Here is a 16,567-nt window from a genome sequence, read left to right as displayed (position 1 = left end):
TTACCACGGCCGTGGAGAGAACTCTTCATGGCTGTGACGAATAGTTACCACGGCCGTGGTAAACTAACTATATCGGTGACTTAATGTAAGAATAAAGCCGGGATAATGGAAGTATAGCGGTAGTATATTCTATGTTTTGTAGGGGCTTTGGGTGATACAACCCTGAGGGTAACTTTTACTATCAGGGTGTTAATATGACTTGCTCTCATAGTTGAAACTACGATGAACAAAGGACTTGAAGCGATTTATGAGGGTATGAGGGTAAATCGTGCAAACTTTTGTTTGGGAGAGATGTTATTTGTCTCCATAATGACTTTTGGCAGAAATAACTTTTACTGTAACAGTCTCTTCGTGTATAGTGTAGATGATACGGAAGTGCTTATTTATGCGCCTGCTCCAATAGCCGGAAAGATTACCTTTCAGTTGTTCTACTTGCCCCGTTCCTGTGGATGGGTGTTCTTCCATTTCTTTAAATAAAGATAGTATTTTCGCCAAGTCTTTCTTTTGCCCGGATTTTTTCCATTGAAGAAGATGTTTCTCGGCTTCTTCCGTCAATACTATCTTATAAATCATACTCCTAACAGATTTTTGATTTCATCCATTGAATAGGCTTTGGTTCTTCCCTGTTTCGCATCTTCAATCCCACGCATGACGGATTCCATGTTCTCAGAGTCATCAAACCATGGGTCGCCACTCGGACTTGGATTAGTTGAAACTTCCACGCTTATACTATTAGCTTTGGCTACTAGAATGTTTTCGATAAAAGCTTTCAGACTTTTGCCCTGTGATGCTGCCATGATAGATAATTTCTGCAAAGTATCTACTGGTAAATCAATGTTCTTTCTCTTCTTTTCTAATGCTATTGTTGCCATAATCTTAAGTATTTGATACAAAGGTATAAAATATATATTGTATATACAATATATATAGGCTATTTAACACGGCTTTGTTCAATGTACCTGCCACTCTTGGGTAAGCAGGACAAGGATATCATAGTATATAATATTTGTTGTTCCGGAGAAGAATATTCAAATATGATATTACTAATATCTATAAAGGTAAGGAGTTGGACGAAAATCGAACTTATAAGAAATTCTTATTAGTTCGTCAAGAGTATATATCTCTATTTGGAGTGTATATTTCTACAGCCAAGGGTAAGAAATATAGCTCTTTGTCTATCTGCTTCACGTTTAATACTGAACTTCTTATATTTATTCCCGTATTTCCGATGTAGTTCAAAAAAAACATCTATCTTTGTCATACGCTTTCAGCCCATCAGCGTGATGAAATAGGCAGAAAGCGGTTTATATTTCGTAATGGAGTATATTATGTATTATCTCTCACTTCTGAAATCTAGCAGTTTCAATTTAGGAGAGAGATGATACAACAGATACTCCACGTGAATGGATATATAGAAACATATCTGTTAGTGATGTGTTATATATAAACGCTTGACGTGGATGTCTGTTGTTATCATTATCTTCCTAAAAGGTTTGCTAGGCCGCAGAAGTGGATAATGGTGCAACAGCATCCGCGTCATTTTTGTATCCGGTCGGTTTCATAACCCTCAACATACCCTAACCAGTCCCCACCCATCGGACTGCAAAAGGCGTGGATGCTCGTTGTTCCAATATATATGAATAAAATATTATTTATTCATCCCCTTTATTGTATAACACATAAAAGACAAACGTTATGGCACAATGGAGCAGCATAGAGGAAGTAGCCGCAAAGTACGGATATGAGACAGAATATGTCTGGGTTTTGATAGCAATGCGGGAAATCACCGTGGATTACGAAAGACCCGGTGTTGACATCATAGATGACGAAAGCGTTCAGGATTTTGTAAATCGGAATAAGAATGGGTTAACACTGATGTATGTCGATAAACTGGAACGGTATTGTATAGACCATTCCAAACTTTGTTCAATGTACCTGTCGCTCTTGGGCAAGCAGGACAAAGATATCATAGTATATAAATCGGCAAAATACCTGTATGATGAACTACAGGATAAATGGAAGAAACAATGCTGCCAAGTGCAGAAGTTGGAAAAAGAACTTGCTTTAGTACGAACTACCTGCCGCACTTGTTGGCTAAAGAAATTGTGTATGATATTCAAGAGAATAAAATCGGACTAGTTCATAAACAGTATCATCATGAATTAATATACCAATGTATCTTCATGTATAGTGCATTATAAATCATACCTCTAACAGATTTTTGATTTCATCCATTGAATAGGCTTTGGTTCTTTCCTGTTCCGCATCTTCGATTCCACGCATGACGGATTCCATGTTTTTAGGGTCATCAAACCATGAGTCGCCACTTGGACTTGGGTTGGTTGAAACTTCCACACTTATATTATCAGCTTTAGCTGTTGAAGTGTTTTCGATAAAAGCTTCCAGGCTTTTGTCATGTGATGCTGTCATAATTTTAAGTATTTGCTGCAAAGGTGTAATATATGTATTGTATATACAAGATATATAGGCTATTTAACACAGCTCATTGGTTATCTATAGATTCGTAGTTCAACTTCACGTTTTAGAGGAACTTGCTTGGAGAAACCCCATAATGCTTCTTGAATGCCGTACTGAAATACTTTGCATCGGTGAAGCCTACCAATAGGGCGACTTCCTGCACCGGAATCTGTTGTTTCAATAGATTGGCGGCTTCCGTCATACGCAGCAGCTTGATAAACTCGGTGGGCGCTTGTCCTGTCAGGGCTTTCAGCTTTTCGTAGAACAGGGTGCGGCTGAGTGCCACTTCGCGGCAGAGTTGGTTGATGGTGAAGTCCGGGTTTGCCAGGTTCTCCGTGACGAGTCTGGTGCAGCGTTCGAGAAATTCCTTGTCCATGGGGGACAGGAGACCGGCGGCACATTCTGCGTTTTCTTTTTCTTCGTTTGGAGTAGCGGCAGCAGGAGCGGGACTGAGCGAATGAGAGAGGAAATACTCCCGCATAATTTTGCGGTTCTGCAATACTCCTTTGATTTTGGTTTTTAGGATTTCCGTGTCAAAGGGTTTCGTCAGGTAGTCGTCCGCACCGCTTTCCAGTCCTTCGAGGATGGCGTCTTTCTCTGTCTTGGCAGTCAGCAGGATGACGGGGATATGCGAGGTAGCGAAGTCCGATTTTATACGGCGGCAGAGCTCGTCTCCCTGGATGCCCGGCATCATGACATCGGAGATTATCAGTTCTACGGATTTGTCTTTCAAGTATTCGAGAGCCGATTCGCCGTCGGGCTTGTCGATAACGGAATAGATAGGCGCGAATGTTTTTTTGAGGTAGAAGCGGAGTTCGTCGTTGTCTTCTACTATCATTATCCGTTCTTTGGATTTGTCCGTTTGTGGGTTGTTATTGTCGGTGTTGGGCAAATTGGTGTCGGATAAATCGGTATCGGACAAGTCAGGAAAGTCGGATAACAAGTCGGACGGTTCGATGACTTCCGTAACCGGTTCGGTGGCGGGAATGATGGAAGCGTCTATCCGGGCAGGGACGATGTATCTTGCCAGATGGCGGTTGCCCTTGCGGAAAGTAAGCAGGAAGGTGGAGCCTTCGCCCTCGTTGCTGCTGAAAGAGATATGCCCTTTGTGCAGTTTCATAAGCCGGCGGGTGAGAAGCAGACCGATGCCACTGCCTGTCTCTTTGGAGTTGACGGCATTTTCGGCACGGTAGAAATTGGAGAAGATATAACGCTGCGCTTTGCGCGGGATACCTATACCGTTGTCTTTCACTGCGATGGTTATCTTCTTGTCGTTATGTTCTGCCTTGATGGTGATTTCTCCGCCTGTGGAAGTGTATTTCACTGCGTTCGAGAAGAGGTTGTCGAAGATTTTATCCGCTTTGTCCTTATCCATCCAAAGGGAGACGGGGGAATCCGGCAGGAGTAACTGCATACGGATTTGTTTGCTTTCGCAGAGTGTCTGGAAGCTGAGAACCTTTTCCTGTAAGTATGATTTCAGGTCATATTCGGCTACTTGCAGGGTGAGGTGGGTGGTGTCTATCTTTTGGAAGTCGAGTAGCTGGGTAATCAGGTTGTACAGCTTCTCTGTGTTCTTGCGGGCGATTTGCAGGTATCTTTTTCCTTCTTTGGTGAGCCCTTCTTCTTTGCTCAGGTCGCCGAGGGGAGCCATGATAAGCGTCACCGGAGTGCGGATATCGTGGGCGGTGTTGATGAAGAACTGTATCTTTTCGGAGAAATGCTTTTTCTCCATTTTGTTGGCAAAGAAACGCCATACGAAATAGGTGATTCCTGCCAGCAGGATGATGTATATCAGCCAGGCGAGGGCGGTGTTCCAGTAAGGCTGCGCTATGTGTATGCGGATGGTCTGCTCGTCCAGTTGCTGTCCGCCGTTCTTGCTCATGCTTTTCACGCGGAAAGTGTAGTCGCCCGGTGGGATATTGGTGTACCGGATGCTGAGTTCGCCGGTCGGGGCACTCCAGGTCTGCTCGAAGCCTTCCAGTTGGTAGCTGTATTGAATGTCCTGCTGATACTGGTAGGAGACGGAGATGAAAGAGATAAGGAACGAGTTCTCGTTGTATTTCAGTTGAATCGTTTTTCCTTCGTTCAGCATACGGTTGAATTGTATCTTCTTCTCTTCGGTCTTTTCGCGCGATTTCTGCGGCACTTCGAAAGAGGTGAAGAGCAAAGGGGCTTCGTAGAGATGACGGGTGAAGTTTTCCGGGTTGAAGCGTACGGCGCCGTTGGTGCTTCCGTAGATGAAATCCCCGTTTCTCAGGCGGGTGTAGGACATGAAGTTGAATTCGTTTGCCAGTCCGTCGAGGAAGCCGATGTTGGTTATTTCCGGTGTGGGGGACGGGGTGATGTATGCCAGTCCCTTGTCCGTGCTGAGCCATAAATGACCTTCGTTGTCGGGCAGGATGCTGTAAACGTAGTTGGAAGGCAGACCGTCTGCGGTGGAGTAGGTGACGGCTTTGCCCGTCTGCAAGTCCAGCAGGTTGATGCCGCCGCCGTCTGTTCCGAACCATACTTTATCGGGGGTCAGGAAATACATGGAATAGATGAAGCTGTTGCTCCGGGTGTCGGCATTGGAAGGCGAGGTGAAGTATTGTTTGAAGTTTCCCGTCTGTTTATTTAATAGGTAAAGTCCGTTGGCTGTGGCTAGTGCCAGGGTGTCTTTGTTGACTGTGGTTATCGAGTTTATAAGCGTGATGTCGTATGAGGTGAACTCTTCTGCTTTACCCGCCTGGGGTGGGGTGTATCTGACGAGGTTGCCGTACATGCCGCCAAACCACAGGTCTTTGTTTTCGTCCTTCAGGATGGAGTAGATGTAGTTGGTGGTCAGTGTGCCCGGGCGGTCGGTGGTGAGATGGCGGCGGATGCCTGTGTATTTGTTGAGGCAATACACGCCTGTGCCGTAACCGCCTGTCCATACGTTGCCGGCTCCATCGTTGCAGAGCGTCAGGAATACGTTTTCTTTCAGGAAGTGTTTCCAGGTGCCGGACTTTGTCAAGTGTACGCTGATGCCCTGATTGGTAGCGTACCATAGGTCGCCTTCGTCGTCTTCGAGGATTGCGTTGACGTGGTTGTTTGTCAGCGATTGCGGATTTTTGTATTCGTGCCGGGTGAGTTCGAAGAAATATCTTTTCGGGTTGGCGTAGGCGACACCGCCTGTGTAGCTTCCAATCCATAGATTGGAAGAGTTGTCTTTGCAGAGGGCATAGATGCCGTTACCTTTCAGTTCACCCTCTTCTTCCTGGTTGGCGTTGAGGAAAGACCATGAGGATTTTGCGTCGCGGGTGGCTGCATATACGCCTGTTCCGTCTACTCCCAGTAATAGTGTCCGTTCGTCATAAGGGATGATGGAACGATAGGGGAGATGAGGCAATTGCTCCAGTGATTCATTGGACAGGTAGTTGCCCGTGCGGATATCCCGCACTTTTATTCCGGAATTGAACGTCCCTATCCACAGAAGAGATGTTGCGGAATCGTAGAATACGGACTGGATATAGAAGCCGGGTAGCGTGGAAATGGCTTCTGATGTGGAAGTGACTTCTCCGTTCTGTAGATTGAGTTCGTAAAGTCCTTCGGTAGTGGCGATGTATAGAGTTTCGTTTGCCGGGGAGAAATGTAGGGAGTTGATACATTTCCCTTTCAGCAGGTTCTCTATGTTGCCTCTGGAGTGGTCATAGCGGAACAGGCCGTTTTTCAGTCCGAACCAGAAATGGTCGGACGAATCTATGAAGAGGTCGTTCAATAGAATTCCGCTTTCGGTCAGCTCGGCTACATCAATCTCGAGTGTAAAGGCATCGGATATCGGGTCGTATTTGAATACTTTGCCGGCGCTTGTGTATGCCCAGAGTGTTTCATGCGAGTCTTTGGTCAGGTAAATCATGCGACCGGCTCCGTCCACGATGATGTCTTCTCCGAAGAGGTTGTAGTTCTTCACGTTTCTGCCGTTGAAGCAGTCTACGCCCGAACGGGTGGAAATCCATATGAAACCTTTCTTGTCTTCGAGGATGGAAAAGACGCGCTGGTTGCTTAGTCCTTCCTTGGTGGTGAGGTACTGATAGGTAAAAGAATGGCTGTTTACCTGCTTTTCTGATTGCGAGGGAATGGGAAAAACAGGTAACAGAAGGATAATTGTGAATAAGCAGAATGTCAGAAGCCGTTTCATGGCTTTTCATCGGCTCGCAGACCGAAGACTTTTCCTGTCATCTGGTCTACCGGTACTTTCCATACTTTGACATTGCGGACAGCCGGGTCGGAGTAGCTGAATTCATTGTTCGTGTAATGGCGCATGATGATGTCCAATGCGCTGCGTTTCTCGTCCATATCCTCGATGAACTCCACTTTCCCGCGACACATAGCACTTTCGGAACGCATACTGTAGCTGCAAGCTACTTTTTCGTGTTGGTAGACGAGTTTGTGTCCGAGACTGAAAGTGATGCAGACATGGTTGTTGCGTTCCAGCATTTCCACTTTGCTGCCTTCGGGGCCGGAGTGGAGATAGATAACGCCGTTTTCATAACCGAAGTTCATCGGAACTACGTATGGATTACCTTCCAGGTCTATGATGCCTACAAAGCAGGCGTCACAGTGAAGGATAATGGATTCGATTCGTTGTTTATCTTCAATAATAAGGGTTTTCATAGATTCTGAGTTATCTTATAATAGGATGGAACGTAGTTTCTGTCATTCAAGCGAAGCGAAGAATCTGCTCTTGATGTTTATATGAAAAGCGGATTCTTCCTTCTTGTAGTTGTCTGACTATTCCTTGAACTAAAAATCAAAGAATGTTTTGAGCGCAGCTAATGACAGCGACTTTCGTTATTTTTCAATTAATTCGAAGTCGAGCTGTTTCTTCTCCAGGTTGGCACGTGCTACACGGACGGTGATAGCGTCTCCCAAACTGTATATCTTATTTTTGCGACGTCCGCAGAGACAGTAGTTCTTTTCGTCGAATTCGTAATAGTCATCGTCCAAATCGCGGACAGGTACGAGACCTTCGCATTTATTCTCGTTCAGTTCGACGTATAGCCCCCATTCGGTTACGCCGGAGATGACGCCGTCATAAATCTGTCCCAGTCGTTCGCTCATGAATTCCACTTGTTTGTATTTGATGGAAGCACGCTCGGCATTGGCTGCTATTTGTTCCATGTTCGAACTGTGGTCGCATAGGTCTTCATACTTGGCTTCGGATACGCTGCGTCCTCCGTCCATGTATTTAGTTACCAACCGATGTACCATCATGTCCGGGAACCGGCGGATGGGCGAGGTGAAGTGCGTATAGTAATCGAATGCCAATCCGTAGTGACCGATATTATGTGTAGAATAACGTGCTTTCTGCATAGCGCGGATGGACACGGTTTCTATCAGGTTCTCTTCTTTCTTTCCATGAATATCGTCCAGCAGGTGGTTGATGGATTTTGAAATATCCGTCTTTGTCCCACTCGTACGTACTTTATAACCGAAGCGGGCGATGAAGTGCGACAGGTTCTCCAGCTTTTCCGGGTCGGGCAGGTCGTGGATACGGTAAGGAAGTACTTTGGCTTTCTTGTTCTTGGGTACCCGGCCTACTTTCTCTGCCACGGTTCTGTTTGCAAGCAGCATGAATTCTTCAACGAGCTTATTGGCGTCTTTCGATTCTTTGAAATAAACGCTGATAGGTTTTCCTTTCTCGTCGATTTCAAATTTCACTTCGTAACGGTCGAAGTTGATGGCTCCCGCGGTGAATCGTCTCTCGCGAAGTGCTTTCGCAATGGTATCCAGCATGAGCACTTCTTCTTTGAAGTCGCCTTCTTTGGTTTCAATAATCTGCTGCGCTTCTTCGTAGGTGAAGCGGCGGTCGGAATTGATAACTGTATGTACGATGCGTGAGTCTTTGACTTCTCCCTTTTCGGTGATGTCGAAGATGACGGAGAATGCGAGCTTTTCTTCGTTCGGACGGAGTGAACAGATGAAGTTGCACAGGCGTTCGGGAAGCATCGGGATGGTACGGTCTACGAGGTAGACGGAAGTGGCACGTTTCTCAGCTTCCTTGTCGATGATTCCGCCTTCTTTCACGTAGTGCGTCACGTCGGCGATATGTACGCCTACTTCCCATAGGCCGTCTTTAAGTTTACGGATAGAGAGTGCGTCGTCGAAGTCTTTGGCGTCTTTCGGGTCGATGGTAAAAGTGGTAATCTTGCGGAAGTCCTCGCGTCTGGCAATCTCTTCGGCAGAGATTTCGGCAGGAATTTTGTCGGCTGCCGTTTCTACTGATTTCGGATATACATAAGGTAAACCGAACTCTGCGAGAATGGCGTGCATCTCTGTGGTGTTGTCACCAGCCTGCCCTAATATATCTATTACTTGCCCGATAGGATTTTTTGCCTTGTCCGGCCATTCGGTGACTTTTACGATTGCCTTGTCTCCGGTCTTTCCACCTTTCAGCTTATCTTTCGGGATGAAGATGTCATTGGCTAGCGTACGGTTCTCCGTCACCAGGAATGCGTATGACTTAGCCACTTCCAGCGTTCCGACGAAAGTGTCGTTGGCACGTTCCAGTATTTCAATGACTTCTCCTTCGGCTTCTCTGTTCTTCCGTTTGGCATAGAAGGTTATCTTTACCTTATCGTTATTCATCGCATGTGCGGAATTACGTTCGGCCACGAATATCGGGTCGCCCCCTTCTTCGGGAATAAACGAGTTCTTACCGTTGCTCTTCCGTTGGAAAGTACCTGTCATTTCTGTTCCGTGACTGTTCAGGCGGAACTTTCCTTTTTCTATTTCACTGATATAATCGTCATCTAAAAGGTCATGCAGTATATCGACGCATAGCATTTTCTGGGGATGGGTGGTGAGACGCAATTCCGAGAAAATATATTTCATGCTTAGAGTCTCATTGGGTTTGGCATGGAAAAAGTCTATTAACAACGCTGCCAGCTCTTTCTTACTCATTCTCTTGCCGGCTTTTTTCTCTTTCTTTTCTTTCTTTTTCGCCATAATGTAGTCTTTTAAAAATATGTAGTTACAAAGATAGACGATTATTTTCCTTATGGAAACTTTGGGGGAAGAAAAATTGTCTTTGCTGTCTTGTATTTTATGTTTTGTGGCGGGCTGTTTTCGAAAAAGACAGATAATCATCCGATTAAATGAGTAGAAGAGCTGTTTCCTCCCGGAGACAGCTCTTCTATTCATTAATGTTAAATTAAATATCTAAGAGAGAGATTTATTCACGGATACAACGTACGGTACTACCTTGTGCTCGTTGTGTTTGTTGATTGATATTGAAATATGGACTGGGACTTGATACAGGAGGATCGTATCTATAAGATATAGCGTCTGTATCTTTTGTGTTGGTTGTCCAGTATCTTAATGTGTATTGATCCCCATAACCTTTTCCTGATATGCCCCCACTACTATGGAGTAAATAGCCGGCCCCTATAAAGAAAAGTCCTTCTGCACCTTTAAATGTACAACCGAAGTTTTTATAATTAGGATTTGAGAAACTTTTGCATGCGGCTTGTGGTGGTACTCGATAACCTACCGGACAGGGATCATAGATAGATTTTGTACCTAATTTATTTTCAGGATTTCCCCATAAGTTATTATTTCTGTTTTCTACACCTTCACCGACACCATACCAGTCGTTGCTTGTTCCATATCCACTTTTGAAGAAAGCTGTTGGGAATACGGCCGAATAATATAATGATAAATCCGCTCCTCCTTCCTCGGGGGAGTATGAGCTAGATTGCCAACCATACATTGGCTCAGTTACAAATCCGGTTGTTACCTCTCCACCTGCAGGAATTCCGTCGAAATAGAATGGGTCTTTGCGTCCCCATTGGTATTTTAGGCCATATCCACTTTCGTCTGGAGTACTACTTAGCGCACCTAAATTAATATTCATGAAATGGAATCCAACTCCATCAGAATTTGTTACATTTACATCTTGTGAGATATCATAGTCGATACTCCAGATATGCCAACTCCATAAAATGGTTCCTTTGGGGAATTCTTCAGTCGGTATGCCATCGGTAACAGCGATCAGAGCATTTCCGCCAATATTACCAGAGGTAGTGAAGGTAACAAATCCATCTGCTGATAGTTTTACGTCTTTGATAACTCCATTCTGTATAGAACTGGATTCCCACACGATAAAGACGTCTTTTGGATTGATAGACGCCGGTGTTATGCCAGTGGTCGCTTTGCCATTTCCCTGTATTTTTGCGTCAAATTTGTATGCGGTATTAGGTTGGGCTACCATATAACTATTTGCATATCCCTTTTCATTCAGATTTAGTGGCGGATCTGTCAGATTTAGATCAATAGAGTATACTTTGTTAGCCAAATAGTTGCGTCCGTCTTCTTTGAATTCCCATAAATCATTTCCTAGCTTGACGGTGATTTTCAGTTGTTTGCCTTCTAACTGTACCGGATTCATTGCAATACGCGCTTTGATAGGAGTTGCAGCCAATGTTCCTGCTGTTCCTTCCATTTTTAATGTGATAGAACTGGCAGAAGTGTAGGAAGCATCGGGTACGGCATCTGCGACAACCTTATCTGCTGTCAGATTTACTCCGAAATCACCAGCCAACTTGGCGTCGTCAGTCGATACTGTGATTTCGGATAGTTGCTTGCCTACTCCAAATGCAGTTGTGCCTATATTGAATTCCAATACACAGAATAAATTTTTCATTGCAATATTTACAGGCATTGGATTGGCGTCAACCGCAGATGCTGTCTGTGTTCCGTAAAAGAATGAATATTCATTTGTGCTTTGGGTAGGATTGAGCATATTCTGCTTTTGAAGTACTGGAATAGTAACCTTTACTTTAGCGGGATTTTCTCCCAATGCTTCGCTGTAAGGATAATATGCATAAAGTTTGTTCGTTCCCTCACCCGGTTTTATAGCATTGGCTAATCCAGCGTTGCTTGTACCGACTCCACTCGTTATAGCTATGGCTTTGTTGTTCACTCCAACTGCGCCATTGTCATAAGCTTGTGCACAGTAAAGCCCTACCTTTGAGTCATTGTTCCATGCAAAGTCAGAAGGTAAAGAGACAGTGATTGCGGCGTCGGGTGCAGATACACCCCATGTTGTGTTCTCATCGTCACTACCACAACCTGATAGTCCGGTCAGTGAAGTGACAGCAATTCCTAATAATAGTAAGTCTTTTCTCATAAATACGTTTTAATTAAAGGGTTTCTAGTTCTATTTGTATAGTATACAGTTTGCGAATATGTATGCTGCTCCGTAGGCTTCGTCAAAGAATTCATCAATGTATGCCATAAAATAAAAAGCGATTGAAGGATATTCTCCTAATGTGTCGTCAAACATTAAGCCGATTGTTCCGTCTGTTAAGATTACAGGACCAAGTCCGATTTTGTAGCTAGCTTCCTGCATTCCACCTTGAGGATCTTGTATAACCAAACCTAGATAAAGTACATCATATAATTTTCCGAGATATTGGCCGGCTTCAAATGTTAATGTATTATTTTCTGCTATTCCTTTCAGTGTATAAGGTTGTCCGTTGACTAAGTTTGCTACAGAATAAGTGCCGTCTTCTTCTTTGGTAATTGTTACATTCTTCAAACTATAGTATTTCTGAAAATCATCAGTGTACTGCCCATTCCAGGTTCCCATAAAATCATTGACTTCATATTGAAGTATTTGATATTCGAAATTGCGGTTACCATTGGTTACCGTAATTTTGGCGGCACGGATATTATTGGAAGTATTCTTAGTTATTATAAATGTTCCTCCTTTACCATTGTCGTCTTCCTTATATGATAACCAGTTCCGGGCTTCTTCCGGTATGTTTACGATACAAGGAAAAGAACCGTATTGTTTTACATGCAGAGTTGTCTCGTCGTTTGTTACACGCTGCACCCATTTACTGTCTTCAAAAACGAAAACAGCTCCGGATTGCATCACGGTAAGCTTTTCTTCTTTGATTCCGTCAGTAATAATCAGTTGGGCTGAACGACCGGAGTAACCGTAGTTGGGCTTGGTGTCGAAAGTAATCTTATTATCAGTGATTTCTTCAATAGTACACCAGTCCGCGTCTGTCAACCGAGCACTGATTGTTTTTGAGGAACTGAGTTCTACATACCCTTTGCCACCTGTAGCATCCATATTTATTTCGGATGCCAGAATTTGCAGATCGGATATCGGAGTGTTTTCTTCACTATCGCATCCTGTTATCATTGTCGCACAAAGGACGATGAATAATATGTTGAAATATATCTTTTTCATACTTTATTATGATTCTATTGTTCTTCCTCTGTTTTCTTTTTCATCATAAGATATCTGAAGTATTCAATATAGCCGGCCATTGTGCTTTCTGAATATTGGTCGGATGAATACGCCCAGACCATAAGAGCTGAGTTCGTTTGCGTCATCTTGTCTACAAGATAGAAGCCGAAAGGTTCCGTACTTTCTACTTTGCTGATGAGTCCGTTACGCAATCGGGAGATTATACTTATTTCCGGATGCGCATAACCTTCCGTCCCGGCAGCAATAGCGAAATAATATTGAAATTGGGAGTTTAATCCGAGATCCTGCGAGTCGAGTATTATTTGTCCGCTTCCTCTGTCATATTTAAGGATAACGTCAATATAAGTTCTGAAATAAGTTAGTGGTAGCGAGAGTTTGTAGGTTTCTCCTTCAACTAAAGGAGTAATTGTCACTTCTGTGTATCCACTTCCCGTCATGTAACTGTTGAATCCTAGTATATAGTCTCCGATAAAGTCTTTATATTGGAAATAGCCTTCCGGATAGAATTCGTTAAGGGTCACGTCGGTGGCTCCTTCGTCTGTACAGGTGAATTTTCGGGTTAGCGTATTCCATGTAAAATGCTGAACGGATACATTGTTGACCACGTAAGGGGTTCGTAATTTGAACCCTTTATCTGTGTAGATGTAAGCTAATGATTCTCCTGTTTCTTCCTCATTAGTATTATATACATCAAATATGCTTAATGTACCGGGAGCCCTTTTGAATACTTTTAGTATCTCTTCTCCTCTTTTTAGATTGTAAGTATTCAGGAATGCATCCTTTTCAATCTTTACTATATTTTTGAGATAAGTTGCCCAAGGCTCATCTTCAGGCAACGGAGTCATTTCCATGATGTTTTTGTACTTCTTGCCTTGTAGGATTATTTTCTCAGGAGATGCTTCTAATATGATAAATTCATAATCACCTTCCAGATTCATATTCATTCCCAAAGGAGCAGAAAATGAGTGAAGCAAGGGATTGTATGCGTCAAAAGTAAGCATGGTACTTTGTTCTGTTTTTACTTGATAGAGCGAAGTGACTTTTTCACCGGGTATATAGTCGTCTGTACCTCCTTCACAAGCAATCTGTGCTTGCTTCCCGTCGAAATTCATGAGGAAAGTGATTGCTCCCGAAGAATAATTACTACCCACATAATATTCAAGTTTCCAGCCGTTGGGGGCTTCTTTCAGAATCTCCCGGCATTTAGCGACATCAGCAGTGGCTCTATTGGCAGATGATTCATCGAATATATCCTCTTCGGAGAAAAGACAGGACTGCAATCCGATACTTACCAATGCCAATAGCATACATATTGATAGATATTTCTTCATAACTTTAATTTTTATTCAATGACACTTAAATCTACTTTGCCGTCAGCTATCTCATTCTGGCGGCGTAGAACGGTTTCACGTAAATCATCCAGATTAATCCCCCAAGTTTGTTCCATATAATTATATACAATGTCAAACTTCTGTTGTATAAGGGCTCTGCCTTGTGTTCCGGCATTATCAAGCATATCATTCCAGTAAGCAGCTGTATTGGTAACATACATTGCAATATTTTCTACAAAATCCTCACGTGATTCACTCATGGCGTAGGGTGTGACAAAACCTTGTTTCCATGCTTCCTTGGTGTTGCTCATATACCAGTCGCCGCCGATATAAGCATTTTCCGTTATGCGGTCGAATGCGGGGTCGTAATTTTTCGTTTGGTGAAGGATATGTGCAAATTCGTGATGCATGGTTTCAAAATAGTATTCGTTTAGTATATTCATGTCAATATATTCCGGGTTGATGTCATTTACGCTATAAAGGGTGATTTTCATTCCACCCTCTGCGGTTCCCAGTACCATTGTTCCGTTATCTTCGTAAGCGGGTGAACCGATAAAGTGAATGGTCCGTGGAACATATTGGCATAAAAATTGGGGATTACCCGTGATTTCGTCATAAGCTTCCAACCATACATGCTTGACAATTTTTGCTAAAATGACGGATTTTGTATAATCTGCCGGTATCAGCACATGACTCATATCGCTTTCATTATCTTCCATGCGATATTTTAATTCTATATTATAAGTATTGGTATAGTTGTTTAGTATCCATTTGTCAAACATCGCACGCTCTACTTCTTCCGTTGAGAAGATACTGTGTGCTCTGTCTACATCTTCATCATTGTTACAACTTCCCAATACACAGGTCAGAATTATTATTAAACTATATATATAATAATGTCTTTTCATATTTCTTTCCTCCTGATGAATTAGTTATTTCTGGGATTTGGTTCCATGCCGGCTGTGATAACGCTGGTAGGTAGCTGTACTGCACGTCTCGGATCATTAACCTCCATTTTATCTGTAATTCTCACTAATGTGTAACCCTCGAAATAACGACGGTAAATGACAATGCCGTAACGTTTTATATCTTGCCACCGAAGCCCTTCTTCTAGTGTAAGAAGGCGTCTGGCATGTAAGATACAGTGGATGAGGTTTTCCTGCATGCCATTTTCAACAATAAAGTCTGGATGCAGTTCTTTTTTTACAGTTGGATTTTCCGGCTGATAATAGGGTAATCCGGCATAGAAGTCATTGATTGATTCTTTGGTTAAAGTTTCAGTATTGGTTGTGAAAGCTTTTTGCCAGGCATCAATATCTTCCGCTGCTTCATCATAACGTTTCAGTAGTGCGTAGGCTTCTGCACGACACAGTAATGTTTCATCGGTGGTAAAAGGCGGATACATCATATTTCCTGACCAGCTATCACCTGATACCGTGAATTGCCTGTATATGGCCAGGCGGCGGAAACCATTTTTGATAGAGCTACTGGGGGCGAATGGAGTTTGTTGGTAACTGGTCTGATCTCCCCACGGACCTTCAGATTTACAATTTTCTGAAGCTGTTATCTCATTATTACAGTATGCTTCGCAGGAAATATAACCGGGATCTGCTACCATAGGCCAATAAGAGGCGGCTGTTATCACCAATAAATTGGCTTGATTATCTGCATCTACATAAGCGTTGGGCTGTATGTCTTTATTGGGAGATAAAGATCCTAAAGCTGCCCAGTCTCTCAGATGCCGAGAAGCATTGTTGCCTAATATTATATTTGCATATTCGATAACTTTCTGGCAATTGGAATAATCCTGCTGCATATAATAAAGGTAGAAGCGTGCCGCAAATGCATAAGCTGCTTTTTTATTGAAATGATATTTTGCTCTGGAGTAAATGTTATCATCAATCAAAGGTAGTCCTTCTTTCAGATCATTTGCTATTTTTTTGTAAACTTCAGCTACATTCCCACGGGAATATTGAGGATTGACAGTAGTCTCGGGCTTCTCTATATATGGGATGCCCAAATCTTGTCCGGAAGTAGTGCTGTATGCTTTGCAGAATGTAGTAACTAATAAAAAATGGCCATACGCACGGCATACTAGTGCCTCTCCTTTTTGTGCAGATAATGAAGTGGGATTGCCCATTTCTTCTATTGCTTGTAGAGCTTGGTTGGCGGATGAGATGGCATTATAGCAGGCTTCCCATAATGCATGAGGTGAGTCTTGATCTTCTTCGGTCGTTTGTTGCCAGCGATAAAGATGCTCGTTCAACCGGAAAAGATAACTGTATGCCTTGCTATTCTCATCTATATTGTCACTATAAAATTCTCCGATGTGGCAATTGGTTGTTTCGGGATAGGCTGATACCAGTATTTTTGTGATGCTTTCTTCCGTTGTTAGTTCAGTCCGGTTGTCTGGCATTTCATCCAAGAAGCTGTTGCAAGAGGTCATTATCAGGCAAATAGCCGATATAGCTCCTATATGTAAAAGTGCGATATATTTCATTGCTTTCATGATTTT

At 43.2% G+C, this 16,567-nt stretch carries 12 protein-coding genes; 1 reads left to right on the top strand and 11 read right to left on the bottom strand.

Features of this window, described 5'->3' with window-relative positions; all coding sequences use genetic code 11:
* Window positions 1-294: 294 nt before the first annotated feature.
* Window positions 295-573, bottom strand: a complete 279-nt coding sequence (locus BacF7301_RS04285; protein ID WP_167960547.1) for a Txe/YoeB family addiction module toxin — start codon at window positions 571-573, stop codon at window positions 295-297.
* Entirely contained in the window at window positions 570-872 is a 303-nt protein-coding gene (locus BacF7301_RS04280) for a hypothetical protein (RefSeq protein WP_167960545.1), read from the bottom strand. Before BacF7301_RS04280 ends, BacF7301_RS04285 begins: the two co-directional genes overlap by 4 nt.
* 823 nt (window positions 873-1,695) lie before the next feature.
* On the opposite strand from BacF7301_RS04280, the gene BacF7301_RS04275 reads away from it, so the two are divergent.
* On the top strand, window positions 1,696-2,139 hold the full coding sequence (locus tag BacF7301_RS04275) for a hypothetical protein (protein ID WP_167960543.1): 444 nt from the start codon (window positions 1,696-1,698) through the stop codon (window positions 2,137-2,139).
* Window positions 2,140-2,202: 63 nt separating this feature from the next.
* On the opposite strand, the gene BacF7301_RS04270 is transcribed toward BacF7301_RS04275, so the two are convergent.
* The 9 genes from BacF7301_RS04270 to BacF7301_RS04230 form a co-directional block, all read right to left on the bottom strand.
* Window positions 2,203-2,430, bottom strand: a complete 228-nt coding sequence (locus tag BacF7301_RS04270; RefSeq protein ID WP_245208342.1) for a hypothetical protein — start codon at window positions 2,428-2,430, stop codon at window positions 2,203-2,205.
* 112 nt (window positions 2,431-2,542) lie between these two features.
* Window positions 2,543-6,634: a hybrid sensor histidine kinase/response regulator transcription factor gene (locus BacF7301_RS04265; protein ID WP_167960541.1), complete on the bottom strand. Its 4,092-nt coding sequence runs from the start codon at window positions 6,632-6,634 to the stop codon at window positions 2,543-2,545.
* Complete coding sequence (locus BacF7301_RS04260; RefSeq protein ID WP_167960539.1) at window positions 6,631-7,110, bottom strand: pyridoxamine 5'-phosphate oxidase family protein; 480 nt, start codon at window positions 7,108-7,110, stop codon at window positions 6,631-6,633. The genes BacF7301_RS04265 and BacF7301_RS04260 overlap by 4 nt, the downstream gene beginning before the upstream one ends.
* 177 nt (window positions 7,111-7,287) lie before the next feature.
* A complete protein-coding gene (rnr, locus tag BacF7301_RS04255; RefSeq protein ID WP_167960537.1) occupies window positions 7,288-9,444 on the bottom strand; it encodes a ribonuclease R in 2,157 nt (718 codons plus the stop codon).
* 226 nt (window positions 9,445-9,670) lie between these two features.
* Window positions 9,671-11,626, bottom strand: a complete 1,956-nt coding sequence (locus BacF7301_RS04250; RefSeq protein WP_167960535.1) for a fimbrillin family protein — start codon at window positions 11,624-11,626, stop codon at window positions 9,671-9,673.
* Between the two features lie 30 nt (window positions 11,627-11,656).
* Window positions 11,657-12,700, bottom strand: a complete 1,044-nt coding sequence (locus BacF7301_RS04245) for a BACON domain-containing protein (RefSeq protein WP_167960533.1) — start codon at window positions 12,698-12,700, stop codon at window positions 11,657-11,659.
* A gap of 14 nt (window positions 12,701-12,714) precedes the next feature.
* Window positions 12,715-14,052 carry a DUF4302 domain-containing protein gene (locus BacF7301_RS04240; protein ID WP_167960531.1) on the bottom strand — a complete coding sequence of 446 codons (1,338 nt, stop codon included), beginning with the start codon at window positions 14,050-14,052 and terminating at the stop codon, window positions 12,715-12,717.
* Between the two features lie 11 nt (window positions 14,053-14,063).
* Window positions 14,064-14,960, bottom strand: coding sequence for a zinc-binding metallopeptidase (locus BacF7301_RS04235; RefSeq protein WP_167960529.1), 897 nt, complete (start codon window positions 14,958-14,960; stop codon window positions 14,064-14,066).
* Between the two features lie 20 nt (window positions 14,961-14,980).
* Window positions 14,981-16,552, bottom strand: a complete 1,572-nt coding sequence (locus tag BacF7301_RS04230; RefSeq protein ID WP_167967094.1) for a RagB/SusD family nutrient uptake outer membrane protein — start codon at window positions 16,550-16,552, stop codon at window positions 14,981-14,983.
* Window positions 16,553-16,567 lie beyond the last annotated feature (15 nt).

The organism is Bacteroides faecium (assembly GCF_012113595.1).
GTDB lineage: Bacteria > Bacteroidota > Bacteroidia > Bacteroidales > Bacteroidaceae > Bacteroides > Bacteroides faecium.
The sequence above is the reverse complement of the archived record's forward strand: the minus strand, read 5'-3'. Positions and strand labels throughout refer to the sequence as shown.

Bases quoted from the DNA above. Each gene is read 5' to 3' on its own strand.
- BacF7301_RS04285 (WP_167960547.1), bottom strand. From the start codon at position 573: ATGATTTATAAGATAGTATTGACGGAAGAAGCCGAGAAACATCTTCTT.
- BacF7301_RS04280 (WP_167960545.1), bottom strand. From the start codon at position 872: ATGGCAACAATAGCATTAGAAAAGAAGAGAAAGAACATTGATTTACCA.
- BacF7301_RS04275 (WP_167960543.1), top strand. From the start codon at position 1,696: ATGGCACAATGGAGCAGCATAGAGGAAGTAGCCGCAAAGTACGGATAT.
- BacF7301_RS04270 (WP_245208342.1), bottom strand. From the start codon at position 2,430: ATGACAGCATCACATGACAAAAGCCTGGAAGCTTTTATCGAAAACACT.
- BacF7301_RS04265 (WP_167960541.1), bottom strand. From the start codon at position 6,634: ATGAAACGGCTTCTGACATTCTGCTTATTCACAATTATCCTTCTGTTA.
- BacF7301_RS04260 (WP_167960539.1), bottom strand. From the start codon at position 7,110: ATGAAAACCCTTATTATTGAAGATAAACAACGAATCGAATCCATTATC.
- rnr (WP_167960537.1), bottom strand. From the start codon at position 9,444: ATGGCGAAAAAGAAAGAAAAGAAAGAGAAAAAAGCCGGCAAGAGAATG.
- BacF7301_RS04250 (WP_167960535.1), bottom strand. From the start codon at position 11,626: ATGAGAAAAGACTTACTATTATTAGGAATTGCTGTCACTTCACTGACC.
- BacF7301_RS04245 (WP_167960533.1), bottom strand. From the start codon at position 12,700: ATGAAAAAGATATATTTCAACATATTATTCATCGTCCTTTGTGCGACA.
- BacF7301_RS04240 (WP_167960531.1), bottom strand. From the start codon at position 14,052: ATGAAGAAATATCTATCAATATGTATGCTATTGGCATTGGTAAGTATC.
- BacF7301_RS04235 (WP_167960529.1), bottom strand. From the start codon at position 14,960: ATGAAAAGACATTATTATATATATAGTTTAATAATAATTCTGACCTGT.
- BacF7301_RS04230 (WP_167967094.1), bottom strand. From the start codon at position 16,552: ATGAAATATATCGCACTTTTACATATAGGAGCTATATCGGCTATTTGC.